Source organism: Ruegeria sp. I3 (assembly GCF_056532525.1).
This window is the reverse complement of record NZ_JBQFNI010000003.1, coordinates 346,465-366,177: the sequence shown is the minus strand read 5'-3', so window position 1 is coordinate 366,177 and position 19,713 is coordinate 346,465. Positions and strand designations below refer to the sequence as shown.

Here is a 19,713-nt window from a genome sequence, read left to right as displayed (position 1 = left end):
GATACACATGTACAATTCTGAAAAACCAAGCCCCGAAGAACTGCCTAGCTCGGCCCAGTTGATCAAGTCCACTATCATTGCGGCCGTGGCCGCTGTGGTTTTGCTGGTGACCGTGGTTCTGCCCGCAGAATATGGCATTGATCCCACTCGGATCGGCAGTGTTCTTGGTCTGACCGAGATGGGAGAGATCAAGACCGATCTGGCCGAAGAGGCCGCTCGGGACGCGCAGCAGGCACCAGAAGATCAATCCAGCTTGTTTAAGGATATCTTTGGCGCCTTTGTGGGCGCCGCCTATGCGCAGCAAAGTGCCGAGCCCTGGGCGGATGAATTCTCGTTCACTCTGACCCCTGGAGAAGGAATCGAGTGGAAGCTGGTCATGGATGAAGGTGCTGTGACTGAATTTGATTGGGTTGCCGAAGGCGGCCAGGCAAATTTTGAACTCCATGGCGACAACGCTGACGATTCCATCAGCTATGAGAAAGGCCGTGGCAAAACCGGTGCAAAGGGAACATTGGTTGCCGCATTCACCGGCAATCACGGCTGGTTCTGGCGCAACCGTGATAAGCAGGACATCACGATCACCGTGAAGCTGCGCGGTGCCTACAGCGACATCAAGCGCACCTATTGATATCTTAACGCCCCGTTTCGTCTGAAACGGGGCGTTCCACAGATCATTTGGCTCACGACCCGTTGCGTGAAATTACTCTATCTCAGTTGCTTAATTTCATTCCTGAAAGCTTCGGTTGGGTTTGAACATCCGTGGCGCTTTCTTGTTCTCCTTCAAGGAATCCCAAACCGCTGACACATAGGATACAGGAGCGGCGATGCCTGCGTCTAGCCGACTGTGAGGAACCGATATTCGCTTAGAATGTGTAGGTTTAGGCTGGCCGAGAATTCCGGCGGCGAGGATTTGTTTTCCAAGCCTAAGTATCCCCACACAAATGCTACCAGTTACTGTCCCCGATCTTGAAATGAGCGGTCGAAAGCGAATTCCAATCGAAGGGGAGAATCCCAATCCGTTCGAAACAGGCTGGCGCAATCACTTTCCTTCAATTCTATGATACGCGCAGCTGTCTTGGTGAGTGATGTACTTCGAATTCCCATCAAATTTCGAAGTCTTCTTCTACGCGAATTTTTACAGATTAACCCTACATAAGCAGTCGATACCCAAGCCTTATTAGCTTCATGATACCATACTAATAGATGACGGTTTCCGCGAGCGCCGGCTGCGAGCAAGACCTTTGGACATCGGTCAAAGCGCGTCGCCACGCGTCTCCAACTCTTGAGTCTGTCGGACATGATCTCGTTGCGGTTTTGCCGTTTGTAACGGCGCTTCCGTCGGCTGTTGAGAGTCCTGCACGGGCCATAAGCGACAGGAGCGCCACACCAGCGCAAGCCATTGTGATTGAAGAAAATTATTCCGTTAAATACACACCTATCGTCGACCCGGGGCTTTCCAAGCGAGTTCGGCAAGAAGGACTTAGACGTGCGATCTGCCCGCCAGCCAGCCTGAAAAGATCACGCATTTCAAAGTTCCGTTATCGATGCCGTGAAGCATGCAGTGCGATCTTAATCAATGAAGCCGGGCGTTGGTCTCTTCTTTAGTGAATTCGTCGACCGCCTTTTCTTAATGGCGTTGCGCTGGTGGCAAATCTGCGGAGGATCTCGAAAAACTGGTCAACAGTTTCCGGCTTGAGGCGGACGAGCGTTTCCTATCCGGCCGCCGCGAACCTCTGCGTCAAACAGACGATCATAAACCCTAAGAACCAGTTCGGCGCAAGGTGGTCGAGTTTTTCCTGCTACTGGCGGAATCGCCGATCAAATAGTGCTGGAACGGCTACATTGCGGATGCGGCAGATGGTCTGCCGCGTTTGCAAACTCTTACCTCTGGTCTCTGGACATCTATGGGGATTAACGTGTGCGGTTTAGGATATGCGACGGTGACTGGTGAACTGCTAGACGAACTGCTCTCGGGCCAACGCCGTGCAGTCTCCGATCTCGACTGTTACTGTTAAACCTATCCCATTTCGCGATTTTTACCTGATCAAGGCGTGTACGGCAGACTGGAGAGAAACCGACAGGACACGGCTAATCAGCGAAGCGAAAAACCCGCCATCGCGCATCGCATTTCTAGCAAAGAAAGTACTGTCGTCGCAGCATTTACCAGCCCGCGGATATTTTGATCCCATGGCCCTTTCCACTAAAAAGCCCTGTGCGTTTCACGTCCTCGCGGTGCCATGGAAGTTCTCCGCTTCCGCGTTTGCAGCGCGAAGCATGAAGGCGTGTTCTGAAGCGACGAAGATCATGGTCACCCCATAGTCGCGCAGCTTGACCCCTGCTTCTGCGCTGGCTGCAAAGGTCATCAGCGTCTTGCCATGTGCTTTGGTTGCATCGCCCGAGCGTCGCATTGCATCAAGAACCTTTGGGTCGGACTGATCAGTCACGCCGTAGCACACCGCAAGATCCGCAGGCCCTACAAAAATCCCGTCGATGCCCTCGGTCCCGGCGATATCATCGACTTCTGCGACGCCTTCTGGTTCTTCGATTTGGGCAATGATAATTGTCTCTTCTTCGCTTTGCTTGAGGACATCAGCCATGGATCGAGTCGCAAACCCTGCCCACCGGGTTGATCCGGCATAGCCGCGACCTCCATGGCCAAAACGACCCTCGCGCGCAATGCGACGGGCCTTTTCGGCGCTGTCAACATGCGGCACAACAATACCTGTCGCGCCACTGTCGAGCGCCTTGAGAATTTCGTCCGCAGACCCAGTCGGCACCCGCACCAACGTCGGCAACCCCAGAGCCCGGGCGACGGCGAGGCAAACATCCAACCGACCCCGGTCAAAGGGTGCGTGTTCCGCATCCAGGCACAAGAAGTCCAGTTTTGACTTGGCAATTATCTCGACCAGTTCATGGGCTGGTGTCTTGAGAAACGTTCCGACGAGAGGCTCGCCAGAAAGCATGCGTTGTTTGAAATTCATGGGAAAGTCCTGAAGGTTTTGTTTGGGCGGCACATGGCAATTGGCAGCCAAGCGGTTTGGAAACATCGGCCATAGCGTAGAGCATTGAAGTTGGCAGGGCCAGACTATCGAACAGTCGTTATTGCGTTTTCACCCGAAACGCTGTTCTTGTCGAGGCTTGCCGGTAGTGTTGGCAGGCGCAACTCTGAAAAGGTGTTCACATGGTATTCGATATCCGTTCCAAATGCTTCACAGATCTGGTGCACCCTGACGCTCAACTAGAAGAAATCGCTAGCGGTCTGGGGTTTACCGAAGGGCCAATATGGCACCCCGAAGAGCATTGGCTAGTATTCTCGGACATTCAGGAGAGCCATCAATACAAGTGGAGCGAGGGTGAAGGAGTTCGCGTTTTTCGCACCCCATCCAACCAAGCGAACGGAAATTGCTTCGACAAAAGCGGGGCAGTGATCTCTTGCGAGCACGCCAGTTCGCATTTGGTACGCCATGATCACGGCGGCAAGCGGGTTACTTCGATCGCCACGCATTTTGATGGCAAAGAACTAAACAGCCCCAACGATGTTATCTGCGACTCGCACGGTCGGATTTGGTTCACTGATCCCAGTTTTGGTCGTATCCGAGAGGATCTTGGCATTCTGAGAGAGCAAGAACTGCCGGTGCAAGGCGTGTTCCGGCTGGATCCCGACGGCACGTTACACCTTGTCGCGGATGATTTTCAGCAACCCAACGGGTTGTGTTTGTCAGCTGACGAAACAAGGCTGTTTGTCAATGACAGTTGGGGTGGCCATATCCGCGTCTTTGATGTCGCCGCTGATGGCTCACTGACCGGTGGGGTGGTCTGGGCCGATGTTGTTGGCGATGGGGCAGGGGTACCGGACGGTATGAAGTGCACCCGCGACGGCCAGATTTTGTGCAATGGTCCCGGCGGTGTACATCTGTTTGATGCCCAAGCGCACTGCCTTGGTGTCATTCTGACGCCGCAGAAATCTACCAACTTCTGCTTTGGTGGAGCCGAGTTCAGCATGCTGTACATCACTGCCAGCACGTCCGTTTACCGTATTCCGACCAAAATGATTGGCCTGCCTATGATCTAAGAACCACCGTGGGTCATGCGGTCCAGAATATCGACACCTTGTTGCTTCCAGAAATGAAGCAGATCGATGAAAATCCAGTTCTCGGCCAGTTTATCACCTTTGCGACGATAAATGTCTATCACCCGGAACTCACCGGCTTTGTCAGTGGCAGGCATCCCCATGAACCCGCCGGTTGGTCGGGCGGTAAAGTTCGGCCAGCCAAAAAAGCCGCCATAGTGGCCCTCGGCCATGCGGCAGATATGGTTGGTTTTTGACCGGTCGGCAAACCCAGCACGGAACGGGCCAGCGTGTTGTTTGGCGTAACGTTCGATTGTGTAGGTCGCACCGATACCGGATGGCCCCCACCAGATCATGTCTTCGCACCATGTGCGGCGCAACTCATCTTCAAGGCTGAGCCCGCTGTCCCACCGCCCAAGATCGGAGATCATCGCGTTGATAGCGGCCAATGTCTTTTGGCCGTCTTCGGCGGGTTGAGGCGTGAACATCAGGCCGTCATGGGTCATGGGCCCGGGCTGGACAAGTTGTGCGGCGGTCTGCGGCGGGAAGGGCTGCAACCCGGCCTGAATCATGAAATGCGGGATGTCGAAATACATCGCGGTTTCGACAATCTTACCGTGCTCAATCCTGTTGAACTCGCAATAGCGCAGCAAGGCCATTTTTCCGGTTGGCGCAATGCCCAGCCAGTCCTTGTCGAACAGCCCCATGAGATGGCCCATCGAAACAACCCAGACTGAATTGAACCCGTCGATTTCATTTTGACCAGCCATGAACACGTCCATCCGACGCTGCAAGTTAGTTAGGCTGTGATTCAGCGGCTGCCAGAATTTTTGCGCCACGTTGCTAGCGCCACGCAGCTCGTTGAACGGGTGAAAGCCGCGCCACAGGAGGTCCTCGGCGCAATACTCAGCGATCACATCAGAGTGGGCTGATTCCTCTGCATCGCTCAGAGCTTTGTAGAAGTTCAGGACGATTTCTTTCTCAGCTTCGTAAGACATATCTTTTACTTTCAATGCTTTGCCCGGAGGGAAGCGTCAGTCTTTAGCAAGATTGCGGGCGCTTTTGCATTCGCTTGCAAAAAATACTTGCCAGATGTTCCTTTGGATGTCTATGCTTTTGCAAACGTATGCACTCAGGTGCAACTGGGAGGACAGTATGGCCGAGATTCAACTGCGCAATGTTGGAAAACGTTGGGGTTCGTTTGTTGGAGTGGACAATTTCGACCTGACAATATCCGACAAGGAATTTCTGGTGCTTCTCGGCCCGTCGGGTTGTGGCAAGACCACGACGATGCGCATGATCGCAGGTTTGGAAGACGCAAGCGAGGGTGATATTCTGATCGACGGTACCCGCGTCAACGATATGGAGCCAAAAGACCGCGACGTCGCGATGGTGTTCCAGTCTTACGCATTGTATCCGAACATGAATGTCTACGAGAACATTCGTTTCCCGCTGAGGGTACGTGGCATCGACGCTTCCACCCATGACGAAAAAGTGCGCCGTGCGTCGGCGATGGTAGAGTTGGACGACTTTCTGCATCGTAAGCCGGCAGAACTGTCAGGTGGGCAACGTCAACGGGTGGCTCTGGCGCGTGCGATTGTACGCGAGCCCAACGTGTTCCTGATGGATGAGCCGTTGTCCAACCTTGACGCAAAACTGCGCGTTTCGACTCGCGCGCAGATCAAGAACCTTAGCCATGAACTGGCGGTGACTACGATTTATGTGACACATGACCAGATCGAGGCGATGACACTGGCCGATCGCGTGGTGATCATGAAGCAGGGTGTTGTCCAGCAGGTTGGCTCTCCGACGGCGATCTACGACGAGCCTGCGAACACGTTTGTCGCCAGCTTTATCGGCAACCCGGCGATGAACCTGGTTGATGGCGATGTTCAGGGCGGTGTGTTCCGCGCGCAGAATACCGAAGTGCATGGTCTGAATGCTCCGGATGGCCCAATAACTTTGGGTTTCCGCGCCGAGGACGCCAATGTCGTAGAAAGCGGGGGCGAGATTAACGCGCCCATCTATACGCAGGAATTGCTGGGCGACAGCACCATGGTCTCGGTTCGGATCGGCGGAGCGCTGGTCTCGGTCAAGGCCGACAAAACCTATCGTGCAGAAATCGACGATCAGGTGTCGATTCATATCCATACCGATCACTGCCACCTATTCGATGCGCAAACCGGCGCGCGCCTTGAGATCTGAGAGACGAAAACCAATCCCGCAATGACGGGACAATCTCGGGTGCAGGCTTCGAAGATGCACCCAATCACCTAGGGAGGAATCAAAAATGTTTCTAAAGAAAATCGCATTGGCCGGGTCACTGACCGCCTTTGCTGCGAGCGCGGGTTATGCCTGCGAGATCACGGATCGGGTCAACATCGTCGGCAACGAATTTGCCGCCATTCAGGCTGTGGCCGCTGCCGCAAAGGAATGCACGGGCGCATCTGTTGAATCCAACCTGACATCCGAACACCAAACCATCAACGTGGCCGGTCTGTCGGGCAATCCGTCGGAATACACCTCAGCCATCATCGCCAACAGCTCGATTGTGGCGTTGATGAATGAAGACGTTATCCGACCGCTCAATGACCTGGTCGAAAAACATGGTCAGAACCTGCAGCCGGGACAGTTAATCAAGATCGGCGATGACATCATGGCCATCGCCTTCATGGCGAACGCTCAGCACCTGATGTACCGCAAGGACGTTCTGGAACAGGCAGGCGTCGAAGTGCCGACCACGTATGAAGAACTGCTCGAAGCGGCCGAAGCCATTCGCGCGCAGGGCATAATGCAAAACCCGGTTGGCGGTGCTTATGCTGCGGGATGGAATCTGGCGCAGGAATTCAACAACATGTTCCTTGGCTATGGAGGTACTCATTTCAAGCCCGGCAGCGCAGAGCCCAACGTCAATACCGAGGCCGGTGTCAAAGCGCTGAACATGATGAAGGCTTTGTCCGAGTATATGAACCCCGACTTTCTGACCCATGATTCCAATGCCACCAACGCGGAATACCGCGCGGGCAATGTGGCGATCATGAATATGTGGGGGTCACGGGCGTCACAGCAGACCACAACCGAAGGTGTCTTGCAGGAAGTAATCGATGGCCATGCCATTGCAGCGCCGCTGACCGTGGGTGGCGGCACGACTCCGGCCTCGACCCTTTGGTGGGATGGATGGACCGTCGGCAAGAACATCTCGGATGAAGAGGCTGAGGCGACTTTTGTCGCGATGACGCATGGCGTCCGCCCCGAAATGTTGAACGATGAAACCACGCCGCTGGCAGTCTGGTTGATCGAAGGGTACGAACCTGCAGACGACGCGCAGGGTGTATTTGACGCTGCCAAAATGGGCACGACTCCTTATCCGATGCTGCCCTACATGGGTTTGATGCACAGTGCACTCGGCAATGAACTTGCCGATTTCATGCAGGGCAAGGAAAGCGCTGAACAGGCGCTGGCCGATGTCGAGGCCGCCTATCGCGCCGCGGCAATCGAACAGGGCTTCCTACAGTAAAACGCCCCTCGCGGGTGCCCAATTTGGGCACCCGCCCAATCAAGCCGACACGGGAATTGCGACATGCGCCATAAGACATTCCTTTGGTTTTTCCTGCCCACAGGACTTGCAATGCTGCTGTTCATTGCAATGCCCATCGTCTCGGTGGTGATCCAATCCATTTATGCCCCACACCCGGCGGTTCTGGTGGAAGTCGAAAACTGTACTCCGCTTGTCGGGTGCACAACCGAGACCACCATCGATCAGGAAGCCACCGCAGCGCTTCGTGCCGAACAACCATTGGGCAGGTTTGTCGGGCTGGATATCTACTTTGATCGCGGCCACCTGGCGATACAGGAGGTTGGCGAAATCTGGGCGGCGAGTGACACGTGGGGTGACCTTTTCTCAGAGGTCGGAAACTTGCCCTTCTATCGGGCCATGGCCTTTACGCTGACCTTCACATTCATTGTGACACCCCTCACGATCATTCTGGGGCTGGTGATTGCGCTGGCGGTCAACTCACTGCACCGGCACCTCAAGGGTTTGATGATCTTCTTCTCGCTCTTGCCCATGATTGTGACACCGCTGATCGGCTCGCTCATTCTGTTTTGGATGATTGACAGTCGTGGCGTCATCGGCAATGCCCTTGTAAACTTGGCCGGAGATCCGGATTTCAGTCTAAAGGCTTCGACCGGGCTGATGTGGGTGGCGCTGATGGTTTATGGCGTCTGGAGTTCGGCCCCCTTTGCCTTCGTGGTGTTCTATGCCGGTTTGCAAACTTTGCCCAAAGATCAGATCGAGGCGGCCCAGATCGATGGGGCAACCCGCTGGCAACAGGTCAAATTCGTGGTTGTTCCCCATCTCATGCCACTGGTTACGTTTGTTGCGCTGATCCAGTTGATGGATAATTTCAAGGTGTTTGAACCGATTATTGGCTTCAGCGCCGGTGCCCATGCGCAATCGCTCAGCACTTTCATCTTCAACGACCTCGGCGGTGAAACGCGACAGCTGTCCTCTGCGGCCGCTACGTCTGTGATCACGATTATCGGGGTCGCCATTCTGTTGTCGCCCGTGCTTGTCCGCACCTGGCGTGACTTCAAAGGAGCAAGATAACATGGCCAGTCGTGCGCAAAGAATGCCCAAAAGCCTTCGGATTGCTTCGTCGCTTTTTGTGATCCTTTGGTTCATCCTGGCCGCTTTCCCGTTCCTCTGGACGGTTTGGGGGTCGTTCAAGGTAGAGCTGGATTTCTTCTCGATCGCCGATTGGACGAACGCTCTAACCGGCGCGCGGACCGAGGCAGTTTATGGCTCACCCTTTACCACCACCGGTTACGAAGGGGCCTGGATTCAGGAAGAATTTTGGCGGAATGTTCTGAACACGGGGATCGTTTGCGTCTTTGTGGTCGCCATCTCGCTGACCATCGGAACGCTGGGGGGCTACGCGCTTTCGCGGTCGAGCTATAACTACACATTCTGGCTTTTGATCACGGCGCTGATCTTCCGCGCAATGCCGCCGATCACGTTGGTTTCGGGTTATTTGTTACCCTTCTTTGAATGGAATATCTGGGGGATACTGCCGACGACAATCATCGTACTTGTCGCGATCAACCAGCCGTTCACCCTGTGGATGCTACACGCCTTCTTCAAGAACATCCCCAGCGAGCTTGACGAAAGCGCAAAGGTCGACGGCTGCAACCAGTTTCAGGCCTTCCGCCGCGTGATCATTCCGGTGATGTGGCCGGGTGTGATCACCACGGGGCTGTTCTCGTTTCTTCTGGCCTATAACGACTTTGCCGTTGGGGCGATGCTGTTGTCAGAAAGCAACCGCACAATGGTTCCAGCCATCGCCGCGTTCCTTGGTACAACGCAAACCGAGGGCAACGTAATGTTCGCCGTTGCGGCCGTGGTTTCTGCGACGGTTCCGCTGTTCATCTTGGTGATGTTCTTCCAGCGTCAGATTGTGGGCGGTTTGACCGCCGGGGCTGTGAAAGGCTGACGCTGATGGGACGCACGCATCCTCAGTCCGTATTTGCCCATGCGCACGCAGCCAGCCTGAATATGGCTGCGTGCCGGGCAAGGCGACCAGGGCGAATTCCTTTTGCTTTGATGCGCGCAGGGCCTTGCGGGGCGTTTCTCCGCAGACGCCTTGAACAGATCCTATAGAGACAAAGTTAATGGAACGCCTCGACCGTAAACCCTTTCTGAATTTCATCGCCGCGCAACGCCATCCAGGCAATTTCCGGCCAGCCTATGAGGGATTCTTCGCCCCCGGTGCACATGTCAACGTGGTGCATCCTTTCAACGAGGTCGCGGGTGGCCTCGGGCTGCACGATCACGTCATCGCCCCGCTCGCAGCCTCCTTCGATGGGCTTTTTCGGCGCGATGATATCGTCATGGCCGGTGTATTTGAAGGACAGGGCTGGATCAGCGCCACCGGCTATTTCGTCGGTCGGTTCTCGCGCGACTGGCTTGGTATCCGCGCCACAGGTGAGCTTGCCTATCTGCGCTTCGGCGAGTTCCACCGCATGCAGGATGGCAAGGCGGTGGAGAGCTATATCTTCTTCGATATCCCAGAACTGATGCTGGCTGCAGGGCAATGGCCGATCACCGATAGCCCGGGCAAGACCCGTGGCTTCACCGGGATGATTCAGGGTCCAGCAAGCCATGATGGCATCTTGACCACGCCGCAAGACCCAGTCGAGGGGGCCAAGAGCTATTGTATGGTCACAGAAATGCTGGCCAAGCTTGCCACCAAGAACGAGGCCTGGCGCCCGTTCTGGCATGACAACATGGTCTGGTACGGCCCCGGCGCCTTCGGTTCTTTCGTCGGGCTCGAGAGTTTTGCAAGCTTCCAGGTGCCTTTCGAGGCCACCTTCGAAGGTTGGTCCGGAGGTAGTGCGGGAAATGGCATGACTGCGCATTTCACCCGCTTCGGCGAAGGCAATTACGTATGCTCGGGTGGCTGGCCTTCCTTGACTGGTGTCCAGGTGAAACCCTTCCTCGACCAGCCCGCAAGCGGAAAACGCGTCTTCATGCGGGTCTGCGACTGGTGGCGTCGAGAGGACGATCTGTTGGTCGAAAACTGGGTTTTCGTCGACATCCCGCATGTGTTGTTGCAGCTGGGATATGACCTTTTTGCCGACATCGCCGAGCAAGCCGCATGAGCAGCTCTGCAAGACATAACGCCGTTGGCCGCCACCCGGCGCTCAACCGGATGCCGAGGGATTTTCTGTCAGCTGATTGAGCTACCCGATGAAGACAGAATTTCTATTGGCACCAATACAAGGATGAGAAAGATGAAGGGTTCCCGCCCGGAACAGGCCGTGCTGACACGTGATACGGACCTCGACAAAACAGAAGACACCCGCCGTGTGATTGAAACCATGGTGGATGGTCTGAACGATCACCGCATAGATGACATCGGCGAATTCTTCTCGGAAGGCTTCCGCTGGATGGGCAATCAGGGCTGCGGCACAAAAACTGGCCTGAAACAGTTTCAGGACAATTGGCAACGCCCGTTTCAGGCGGCTTTTTCGGACAAGACCTGCATCGACGAAGCGCGCCTTTACATGGGCGAGTGGGCGGCTGCGTTTGGCCGACAGGAAGCAACCCATTCGGGTGAGTTCCTGGGGATCGCCCCCACCGGAAAGCGGGTCGAGATCCGATATATGGATTTCTGGAAAGTGGTCGACGGCAAGATCGTCGACAATTGGGTGAATGTGGATTTCGCCCATGTAGCGGCACAGCTGGGTGTCGATCTGTTTAACGGTGAAGGCTGGGAAGCATTTGACCGGGGTGAGAAGTCTCCGCCCCGGCCTGAAACTAAGGATTAGGACAATGACAATCGAGTATCTGAAACGTGGTAAGTCCGATGCTGACCGGGCCGAGGATGACGCCAAAACACGCGCTGTCGTCGAAGCGACACTGAAAGACATCGAAACACGTGGCGATGCTGCGGTACGCGAGCTAAGCGAGAAGTTCGATAACTATTCGCCAGCATCGTTTCGGTTGTCTCAAGACCAGATCGACGACCTGATCAATCAGCTGACGGATCGAGAGCTGGCGGACATCAAATTCGCGCAGGAACAAGTGCGCAACTTTGCACAAGCTCAGCGCGACTCGATGCTGGATATCGAAGTTGAGACTCTGCCGGGCGTCATTTTGGGCCACAAGAACATCCCCGTACAATCGGTGGGCTGTTATGTGCCCGGTGGCAAATTCCCGATGGTGGCCTCGGCGCATATGTCGGTGGCGACCGCCTCGGTGGCGGGCGTACCACGCATCATCGCCTGCACCCCTCCGTTTCAGGGCAAACCCAATGCAGCGGTGATCGCCGCCATGTATTTGGGTGGGGCGCATGAGATTTACGTGATGGGCGGCATTCAGGCTATCGGCGCCATGGCGTTGGGAACCGAGACGATTGATCCAGTCCACATGCTTGTCGGTCCGGGTAACGCCTTTGTCGCAGAAGCTAAACGTCAGCTATTTGGTCGCGTCGGTATCGACCTGTTTGCCGGCCCGACCGAGACCATGGTGATTGCTGATGAGACCGCCGCAGACGCAGAGCTATGCGCGACCGATCTTCTGGGTCAGGCCGAACATGGTTATAACAGCCCCTGCGTTTTGCTGACCAACTCGCGCAAACTGGCCGAGGACACGATGGCCGAGGTCGACCGGCTGCTGGGCATTCTGCCGACAGCGGGCACTGCAAAAGTGTCGTGGGAGGAATATGGCGAAGTGATCGTCTGCGATACGTATGACGAGATGCTGCAGGTCGCCGATGACATTGCATCTGAACATGTGCAGGTCATGACCGATCGCGACGACTGGTTCCTTGAGAACATGACTTGTTATGGCGCATTGTTCCTTGGACCGCGTACCAATGTCTCGAACGGTGATAAGGTTATTGGCACCAATCACACGCTACCTACCAAAAAAGCTGGCCGCTATACTGGTGGTCTATGGGTCGGTAAATATCTGAAAACACATAGCTATCAAAAGGTTCTGACTGATGAGGCGGCAACCTTGATCGGCGAATATGGCTCGCGCCTATGTATGCTCGAAGGTTTTGTGGGGCACGCCGAGCAATGTAACGTCCGCGTACGGCGTTACGGCGGCATCAATGTCCCCTACGGCGCGCCTGCACCTTACAGGGACGCCGCAGAATGAGTGACAGGCATACTGAGCACAAGACCCTGATCGCACAGATCAGGGCTGCGATGTATGACTTTACCGAAGCCGGTGTCCGGCAGGCGTTGGATCAGATTTGTTCTCCCGACGCTGTGTTCCATCTGAGCTATCCGTTTGGTGACACCAATGGGAGTAGTGCTTATTACGATTGTTGCTATCGCGATCTTCTGACCGCATGGCCCGATCTTGAGCGCCGCGATTATATCGTCATGGCTGGACCTGATGAATTCGGGGCTGATTGGGTTGGATGCGGCGGGTACTATACCGGCACTTTCGCGGGGCCATGGCTGGAGATTCCGCCGACAGGCCATCAGGTCACCATGCGGTTTCACGAGTTTTACCGGATCGAAAATGACAAAGTCGCCGAGGTGCAGGCGCTTTGGGATATCCCCGAAGTGATGGTGCAAGCGCAGGCCTGGCCCATGGCACCCGGTTTGGGGCGGGAATGGCATGTTCCGGGACCCGCGACGCAGGACGGGCTGGTGCCCGGCCCGTATGACGAGGCCAAGGGCAAAGAGACTTGCCAGCACATTGTCGACATGCTGAATCATCTGACCAAACATCCCGCAGAAGGTGGTCCGGAGGTGATGGAGTTGGAGCGGTTCTGGCATCCTCGGATGAACTGGTACGGCCCCTCGGGGATCGGCACAGGGCGGGGTATTGCGGGGTTCCGTAATTGGCATCAGATTCCATTCCTCAACGCAATGCCGGATCGCGGGCAGGATGTAGATGACATCACCTGTCATTTCTTTGGCGACGGTGACTATGCGGCTGTTACGGGTTGGCCCAACATGATCCAGACTGTCACTAATGATGGCTGGATGGGGATCGCACCGTCGGGCAAGAAGATCACGCTGCGCAGCCTCGATTTCTGGCGGCTTGAAAATGGCAAGATTCGCGAGAACTGGGTTCTGGTTGATCTGCTGGATACCTATCGCCAGCTGGGTGTTGACGTCTTTGCCCGTTTGCGAGAGTTCAACAAGGTGCGCGTTCCGGGCCGCATTCCATTTCCGGTTGGCGAGGTCTGATATGTCCCAATTTCCCAGCACCCCAAGTTTCAATCTTAACGGCAAACGCGCATTGGTCGCGGGCGCGTCGTCCGGTATCGGCATGGCCTGTGCCGTAGCGCTGGCAGAGCATGGTGCCGAAGTGACACTGGCGGCGCGGCGCAAGGATGCGTTGCAGGATCTGGCAACAGAGATGACCGCTCGGGGATGGTTGGCGAATATACTTGAACTGGATGTTTCTGACGTTGCAGGCACTGCTGATGCTGTCGCGCAAAACGGGCCGTTTGATATCCTGCTGAACTCAGCCGGTCTGGCCCGACACAGCAGGGCCGTGGACACACGGCCCGAGGATTTTGATGCGGTAATGGATGTCAATGTCCGGGGGGCCTATTTTCTGACCCAAGCGGTGGCGAAAGGATTGTTAGAAGCTGGGCGCCCCGGATCGCTGATGAACATCTCCAGCCAGATGGGCCATGTAGGCGGGCGGGAAAGGGCCGTCTATTGCGCGTCAAAATTCGCAGTCGAAGGCTTTTCCAAGGCGATGGCGCTGGAGTTCGGTCCTGCAAAAATTCGGGTCAACACGATCTGCCCAACTTTTATTCTGACCGATTTGACCAAGTCGACTTTTGATGACCCGGACAAGCGCGCATGGATATTGGACAAGATCAAGTTGGGCCGCCCGGGCGAGATCGAAGACATCATGGGGGCAGTGGTTTATCTTGCAGCGGATGCATCGGCTTTGGTGACGGGCACCGCGTTGATGATAGACGGAGGTTGGACAGCAGACTGATGGCGGCGCAAAAAGTTACATCCATGGAGGTCGCCCGCCTCGCCGGGGTCAGCCAGTCTGCCGTTAGCCGTGTGTTCACTCCGGGGGCGTCAGCCTCGAAGAAAACGATTGAAAAGGTGCGTCAGGCCGCCAAGCAACTGGGCTATCGGCCGAACGTCCTTGCGCGTGCCGTAGTGTCCGGCAAAAGCCGGATCATTGGGCTTGTTGTGGCGTATCTGAATAATCAGTTTTATCCTGAAGCACTGGAAAGGTTGACGAATACGCTGCAGGAGCGCGGCTACCATGTGATGATATTCATGGCGTCGAACCAGGCCGAAAACGTCGATAGCGTGGTCGAGGAATTGCTCGACTTTCAAGTCGACGGCATAATCGCGGCATCGGTGGCCCTGTCGTCGACCTTGTATGAACGTTGTCGGACCGTTGGCGTACCGATGGTGTTGTTCAATCGGGCACAGGATGACCTCACTATGTCATCGGTTACATCCGACAATGTCGCCGGTGGCCGAAAGGCAGCCGAGTTTCTGCTGGCTGGCGGTCATGAGAAGATCGGATATATCGCCGGGTGGGAGGGCGCTTCGACCCAGCGCGATCGTGAAGCGGGGTTCGTAGCGGCCCTGCAAGAGGCGGGTGTCAAACTGCACGCCCGTGGAGCCGGAAACTTCATCGCAGAACAGGCGCGTGAGGCAACGCTACGCATGTTCGCGTCCGATCCACCGGACGCTGTGTTCGTGGCCAATGATCACATGGCGATCTCTGTGATGGACACGCTGCGGTTCGAGTTGGGCCTGCAAATTCCGGCCGACGTCTCGGTTCTGGGATATGACGATGTCGCCGTTGCCTCTTGGCCAGCCTACAATCTGACAACTATTCGTCAGCCTGCCAATCGGATGGTTGCCGAAACCGTCGATATTCTACTTAGCAAGATCGAAAATCCCGCTGCTGCGCCCCGCCGCACCGAGATTGACGGACCTTTGATCGTTCGCGGCTCCGCCCGCATACCTGAAGGATGGAAGACATGAAGGGATTTGATCCCAAATTCAAAGATTTCCCGGATTATATCATCGGCATCACCAAAGAGATTTGGGAAGACCGTGGCATTGCGACTCTGCATCAATATTACAGCCCAGACATCGTCGTCCGCTCGCCCGGTTCGGTTGTGTTGGGTAACCAGAATGTCATTGGTGCAACAATGGCCACGTTGGCCGAGTTCCCCGACCGTCAGCTGCTGGGCGAGGATGTGATCTGGTCGGGCACCCCGGAAGAAGGCATGCTGAGCTCGCATCGTATCCTGTCGACCGCCACGCATCGGGGCAATGGTGTCTATGGCAAAGCCACCGGAACTCGCTTGCGATACCGAATTCTGGCCGACTGCCACGCCATCGACAACATGATCGATGACGAATGGCTGATCCGAGATCAGGGTGCGATTGTCCGGCAAATGGGCTGGGATCCCAAGGAATATGCCGCCGATCTGATAGCGCGTGAAGGTGGGGCCGAGGCCAGTGTGAAGCCTCTGTCACCCAAGAACGACATCGAAGGCCCCTACAAGGGGTACGGCAATGACAATGAATGGGGACACCGCCACGCGGATCTGCTGACACGGATAATGAATGCAGATATGGGCGCGATTGAACGAGAGTATGACCGAGGCGTGCAGACCGAATATCCCGGCGGTGTCACGGGCCATGGCTGGGATTCGGCTGATCGGTTCTGGATGTCTTTGCGTGCAGCCATGCCAAGCGCAACCTTCACCATCCATCATCAGATCGGGCGCGATGATCCGAATATGCCACCCCGCTCGGCCCTGCGCTGGAGCTTGCATGGCAAGCATGACGGTTGGGGCGTGTTCGGCAAACCAACAGGTGCTGAGTTGTATGTGCTGGGGATCAGCCATGCCGAATGGGGCGAGTTGGTTGGAGGCGACATCAGGCTGCGACGCGAATGGACCTTGTTCGATGAAACCGCGGTCTGGAAACAGCTTCTGTTGGAAACCGGGGATCTCTGATGCCTCAAACGCGCGTCGCATTGGATGCCAGTGAAGGAACCCGGCGGTACCACGGCCACCGGGCGTCCTTGCGGGCGCGGCGGCTGAATAATCGCCCTCCGGGTGCATGAGGATCGAGACCTCTTGTACCAATTCAATGAACGGAGACTATTATGAGCACGATCCAACAACGCATTGTCCGCTACGGCGAACTGCAGCCTTGTAAAACCGCATTTATTGACGCGCACACGCCTGGTTCGGACCAGAAGGAAAACTTTACCATCGTAGGCGGTGGCGTATCCGAAAGCCCCGATCAGCATGTCCACATCACCGACAAAATCGGTTTCAATATTGGCGCGGCGGGGCAACCTCCGAAATGCCGGAATTCGCTGCACAGCCACACCACGGCCGAGGTGTTCTTTGTCGCCAAAGGACGTTGGCGGTTCTTCTGGGGTCGCTATGGCACTGCGGGTGAGTTTATTGCCGAGGAAGGTGACATATTTAACATTCCAACTGGCATCTTTCGCGGTTTCGAAAATGTCGGGCAGGATTATGGGATGATCATGTCGATCCTGGGCGGCGATGATGCGGGTGGCGGTGTCACCTGGGCACCACAGGTGATCGAAGACGCGCAGGCGCATGGGCTGATGCTGGGCGACAATGGCGTGCTGTATGACAGCAAGAAGGGTCAGGAACTGCCCCACAACGTGCGCCCCATGCCGCTGCTGACCGAAGAAGAGCTTAAGAGCTATCCGGAAGTTCCGGTCGAAGATGTTATCGGCAAATATGTGGCACGCTATTGGGATCTGATGGCGCTTTCCGCTAACAAGCCAGCCAAAGTGATTGGCGAAGATGCCCTGATCAAGGATAAGCCTGGGTTTGAGGTCGATTTCCTCGGGCGCGGTTCTTGTTTGAACGAACCCGTCGCGGCGCATATGCCCGTCGTCCTCATGCCTGCGAGTGGTCATTGGCGGATTACAATCGATGGCTATGAAACAACTTTGTCCGCAGGCGACACAGCGCTGGTTCTGTCAGGTGAAAGCTACAGTATCGTGCCCTCAATGACCGGAGAGGCCGGTCTGTATCGTATCACGGCAACGGACGATCCCGCCGGTGCTACCTGGACCGGTGCATAAAGGCAAAGTTGCGCGCTCCGATCTCCTTCGGGGCGCGCAGTATGTGACCCGTTCTTCACTTTGGACTCGGCACAGGGAAGTAATTGAATTGGAGATGACATGATGACCCGAATTTCAACCACCCACGTGGGGAGTCTGCCGCGTAGTCAGGAAGTCGTCGATTTCATCTTCGCGCGCGAGCGGGGGGAACCGTTCGATCAGACAGATTTTGATGCCTGCATGACGAACGCGGTGTCCGAAACCGTAGGCAAACAGGCTGCAGCGGGGATCGATATTGTATCAGATGGCGAGACTTCGAAAATCTCTTACGCGACCTACGTCAAGGACCGCTACACCGGGTTTGCAGGCGACAGCCCGCGCAACGCTCCGGCTGATCTGAAGATGTTTCCGGGCTTTCTTCAACGTTTGGCGAATGATGGCGGAACTCCGCAATACGCGCGGCCCATGTGTGTAGGCGACGTGCGCTCGAAAGGGCAGGGCGAGTTGCAGAAGGATATCGACAACCTCAAAAGAGCCATGGCTGAGCACGGGATTGAGCGCGGATTTATGAATGCTGCCAGCCCTGGTGTGATCTCTCTTTTTCTGCAGAACGACTATTACCCGACGCGCGAGGCGTATTTGGCCGCGCTGGCCGATGCGATGAAATCCGAATATGAAACCATCGTCGCGGCGGGCCTGGATCTTCAATTGGATTGTCCCGATCTTGCCCTGTCGCGCCATATGCTGTTCACCGACCTTTCTGACGAGGAATTTGTCAGTATTGCCGAAATGCATGTCGAAGCGCTGAACCATGCATTGCAGGATGTGCCCGCCGACAAGGTTCGGGTTCACATCTGCTGGGGCAATTACGAAGGTCCGCATTGCTGCGATATCGGAATGGACAAGGTGTTCTCGACTTTGATGTCAACCAAGTCGCGCTATGTGCTATTTGAAACCTCGAACCCGCGCCATGCACATGAATGGACGGTGTTCCGCGACCGCAAGTCCGAGATACCGGATGACAAGGTACTTGTGCCGGGTGTGGTCGATACCACCACAAACTTTGTCGAACACCCCGAACTGGTCGTGCAACGCCTTGAGCGGTTCGTGAACATCGTGGGAGCGGAGCGGGTGATTGGCGGATCGGATTGCGGTTTTGGCACTTTTGCGGGGTTTGGCGCTGTCGATCCTGATATCGCCTATGCCAAACTGGGCGCGCTGGCCGAAGGGGCTGCTCTGGTCTAATGACACCACTTGTCCTTTTGCCGGGCATGATGTGCGATGCTCGGCTATTCTCGCCGCAAATTGGTGCTTTGTCTGGCAGATATCCGATATTTGTCGCCCCCATTGGTGCGCATGATACGATGCAGGCTTTGGCCGCCGAGGTTTTAAGACACGCGCCCGACCGGTTCGCATTGGCCGGTCTTTCCATGGGAGGCATTGTTGCGATGGAAATACTGCGGCAAGCACCGGGGCGTGTAGCGGGGATGGCGTTGATGGACACCAACCCGCTGGCAGAGGCGGATCAGGTCAAGGCGAGGCGTGAGCCCCAGATTGAGGCGGTTAAAAACGGTCGGCTACGCGATGTGATGGCCGAGGAAATGAAGCCCAACTATTTGACCGATGGCCCTGATCGACAGGCAATTCTGGACCTATGCATGGATATGGCTATGGCCTTGGGGCCGGAGATTTTTGTTAACCAATCCAAGGCCCTACGAGATCGCCCGGACCAAAGTCACACATTGCGCGCTTTCAAGGGATCTGCGCTGGTCCTTTGCGGCCGTCATGACGCGTTATGCCCAGTCGAACGCCACGAATTGATGCATGACCTGTTGCCGCAAAGCCGGTTGGAAGTCATCGAACGCGCGGGGCATTTGCCAACTCTGGAACAACCGCGGCAAACCGCGGCGGCGCTGCTGCGCTGGCTGGAGACTATCGAAACAATCTAAGCCGGATTTCCGCAAGGCCGTAGATAGCTCTGGCGGAAACTGACTACGATATTACTCTGTCGGACTTGGAGCCTCTTTCGTAGCGTGGATGCAGCAGTAACATTTAAGGGTTT

At 55.9% G+C, this 19,713-nt stretch carries 18 protein-coding genes and 1 pseudogene; 16 read left to right on the top strand and 3 right to left on the bottom strand.

Going from position 1 to position 19,713, the window contains the following annotated elements; all coding sequences use genetic code 11:
• Window positions 1-7: 7 nt before the first annotated feature.
• Window positions 8-628 carry a transmembrane anchor protein gene (locus tag ACR0L9_RS10200; protein WP_480895561.1) on the top strand — a complete coding sequence of 207 codons (621 nt, stop codon included), beginning with the start codon at window positions 8-10 and terminating at the stop codon, window positions 626-628.
• A 568-nt stretch (window positions 629-1,196) separates the two neighbouring features.
• Here ACR0L9_RS10200 and ACR0L9_RS10195 read toward each other — a convergent pair.
• A pseudogene (locus ACR0L9_RS10195) lies at window positions 1,197-1,526 on the bottom strand (transposase).
• A 693-nt stretch (window positions 1,527-2,219) separates the two neighbouring features.
• Entirely contained in the window at window positions 2,220-2,981 is a 762-nt protein-coding gene (locus tag ACR0L9_RS10190) for an HpcH/HpaI aldolase family protein (protein WP_480895560.1), read from the bottom strand.
• Window positions 2,982-3,181: 200 nt separating this feature from the next.
• Here ACR0L9_RS10190 and ACR0L9_RS10185 point away from each other — a divergent pair, with 200 nt between their 5' ends.
• Window positions 3,182-4,072: an SMP-30/gluconolactonase/LRE family protein gene (locus ACR0L9_RS10185; protein ID WP_170407048.1), complete on the top strand. Its 891-nt coding sequence runs from the start codon at window positions 3,182-3,184 to the stop codon at window positions 4,070-4,072.
• On the opposite strand, the gene ACR0L9_RS10180 is transcribed toward ACR0L9_RS10185, so the two are convergent.
• On the bottom strand, window positions 4,069-5,067 hold the full coding sequence (locus tag ACR0L9_RS10180; protein WP_480537155.1) for an ester cyclase: 999 nt from the start codon (window positions 5,065-5,067) through the stop codon (window positions 4,069-4,071). The genes ACR0L9_RS10185 and ACR0L9_RS10180 overlap by 4 nt on opposite strands.
• A 157-nt stretch (window positions 5,068-5,224) precedes the next feature.
• Here ACR0L9_RS10180 and ACR0L9_RS10175 point away from each other — a divergent pair, with 157 nt between their 5' ends.
• The 14 genes from ACR0L9_RS10175 (at window position 5,225) to ACR0L9_RS10110 (ending at window position 19,600) form a co-directional block, all read left to right on the top strand.
• Window positions 5,225-6,274, top strand: a complete 1,050-nt coding sequence (locus tag ACR0L9_RS10175) for an ABC transporter ATP-binding protein (RefSeq protein WP_170394099.1) — start codon at window positions 5,225-5,227, stop codon at window positions 6,272-6,274.
• A gap of 85 nt (window positions 6,275-6,359) precedes the next feature.
• A complete protein-coding gene (locus ACR0L9_RS10170; protein ID WP_170394097.1) occupies window positions 6,360-7,586 on the top strand; it encodes an extracellular solute-binding protein in 1,227 nt (408 codons plus the stop codon).
• Between the two features lie 63 nt (window positions 7,587-7,649).
• Window positions 7,650-8,678 carry a carbohydrate ABC transporter permease gene (locus ACR0L9_RS10165; protein WP_170394095.1) on the top strand — a complete coding sequence of 343 codons (1,029 nt, stop codon included), beginning with the start codon at window positions 7,650-7,652 and terminating at the stop codon, window positions 8,676-8,678.
• 1 nt (window position 8,679) lies between these two features.
• Window positions 8,680-9,561, top strand: coding sequence for a carbohydrate ABC transporter permease (locus tag ACR0L9_RS10160; protein ID WP_170394093.1), 882 nt, complete (start codon window positions 8,680-8,682; stop codon window positions 9,559-9,561).
• A 178-nt stretch (window positions 9,562-9,739) separates the two neighbouring features.
• Window positions 9,740-10,729, top strand: a complete 990-nt coding sequence (locus ACR0L9_RS10155) for a nuclear transport factor 2 family protein (protein WP_480562170.1) — start codon at window positions 9,740-9,742, stop codon at window positions 10,727-10,729.
• Between the two features lie 132 nt (window positions 10,730-10,861).
• Entirely contained in the window at window positions 10,862-11,398 is a 537-nt protein-coding gene (locus ACR0L9_RS10150; RefSeq protein WP_170407056.1) for an ester cyclase, read from the top strand.
• 4 nt (window positions 11,399-11,402) lie between these two features.
• Entirely contained in the window at window positions 11,403-12,734 is a 1,332-nt protein-coding gene (hisD, locus tag ACR0L9_RS10145) for a histidinol dehydrogenase (protein WP_170394087.1), read from the top strand.
• A complete protein-coding gene (locus ACR0L9_RS10140; RefSeq protein ID WP_480895559.1) occupies window positions 12,731-13,783 on the top strand; it encodes an ester cyclase in 1,053 nt (350 codons plus the stop codon). Before hisD ends, ACR0L9_RS10140 begins: the two co-directional genes overlap by 4 nt.
• Before the next feature lies 1 nt (window position 13,784).
• Window positions 13,785-14,552 (top strand): SDR family NAD(P)-dependent oxidoreductase, encoded by a 768-nt coding sequence (locus ACR0L9_RS10135; RefSeq protein WP_480751485.1) that lies wholly within the window; start codon window positions 13,785-13,787, stop codon window positions 14,550-14,552.
• Window positions 14,552-15,571: a LacI family DNA-binding transcriptional regulator gene (locus ACR0L9_RS10130; RefSeq protein ID WP_170465610.1), complete on the top strand. Its 1,020-nt coding sequence runs from the start codon at window positions 14,552-14,554 to the stop codon at window positions 15,569-15,571. Before ACR0L9_RS10135 ends, ACR0L9_RS10130 begins: the two co-directional genes overlap by 1 nt.
• Window positions 15,568-16,557: a nuclear transport factor 2 family protein gene (locus ACR0L9_RS10125; RefSeq protein ID WP_170422637.1), complete on the top strand. Its 990-nt coding sequence runs from the start codon at window positions 15,568-15,570 to the stop codon at window positions 16,555-16,557. Before ACR0L9_RS10130 ends, ACR0L9_RS10125 begins: the two co-directional genes overlap by 4 nt.
• Window positions 16,558-16,709: 152 nt before the next feature.
• Window positions 16,710-17,672, top strand: a complete 963-nt coding sequence (locus tag ACR0L9_RS10120; RefSeq protein ID WP_170611476.1) for a cupin domain-containing protein — start codon at window positions 16,710-16,712, stop codon at window positions 17,670-17,672.
• A 102-nt stretch (window positions 17,673-17,774) separates the two neighbouring features.
• Entirely contained in the window at window positions 17,775-18,896 is a 1,122-nt protein-coding gene (locus tag ACR0L9_RS10115) for a cobalamin-independent methionine synthase II family protein (protein WP_170611478.1), read from the top strand.
• The gene (locus ACR0L9_RS10110; RefSeq protein ID WP_170561882.1) at window positions 18,896-19,600 is read left to right on the top strand and encodes an alpha/beta fold hydrolase; all 705 of its coding nucleotides are present in this window, start codon (window positions 18,896-18,898) and stop codon (window positions 19,598-19,600) included. Before ACR0L9_RS10115 ends, ACR0L9_RS10110 begins: the two co-directional genes overlap by 1 nt.
• Window positions 19,601-19,713: the final 113 nt, after the last annotated feature.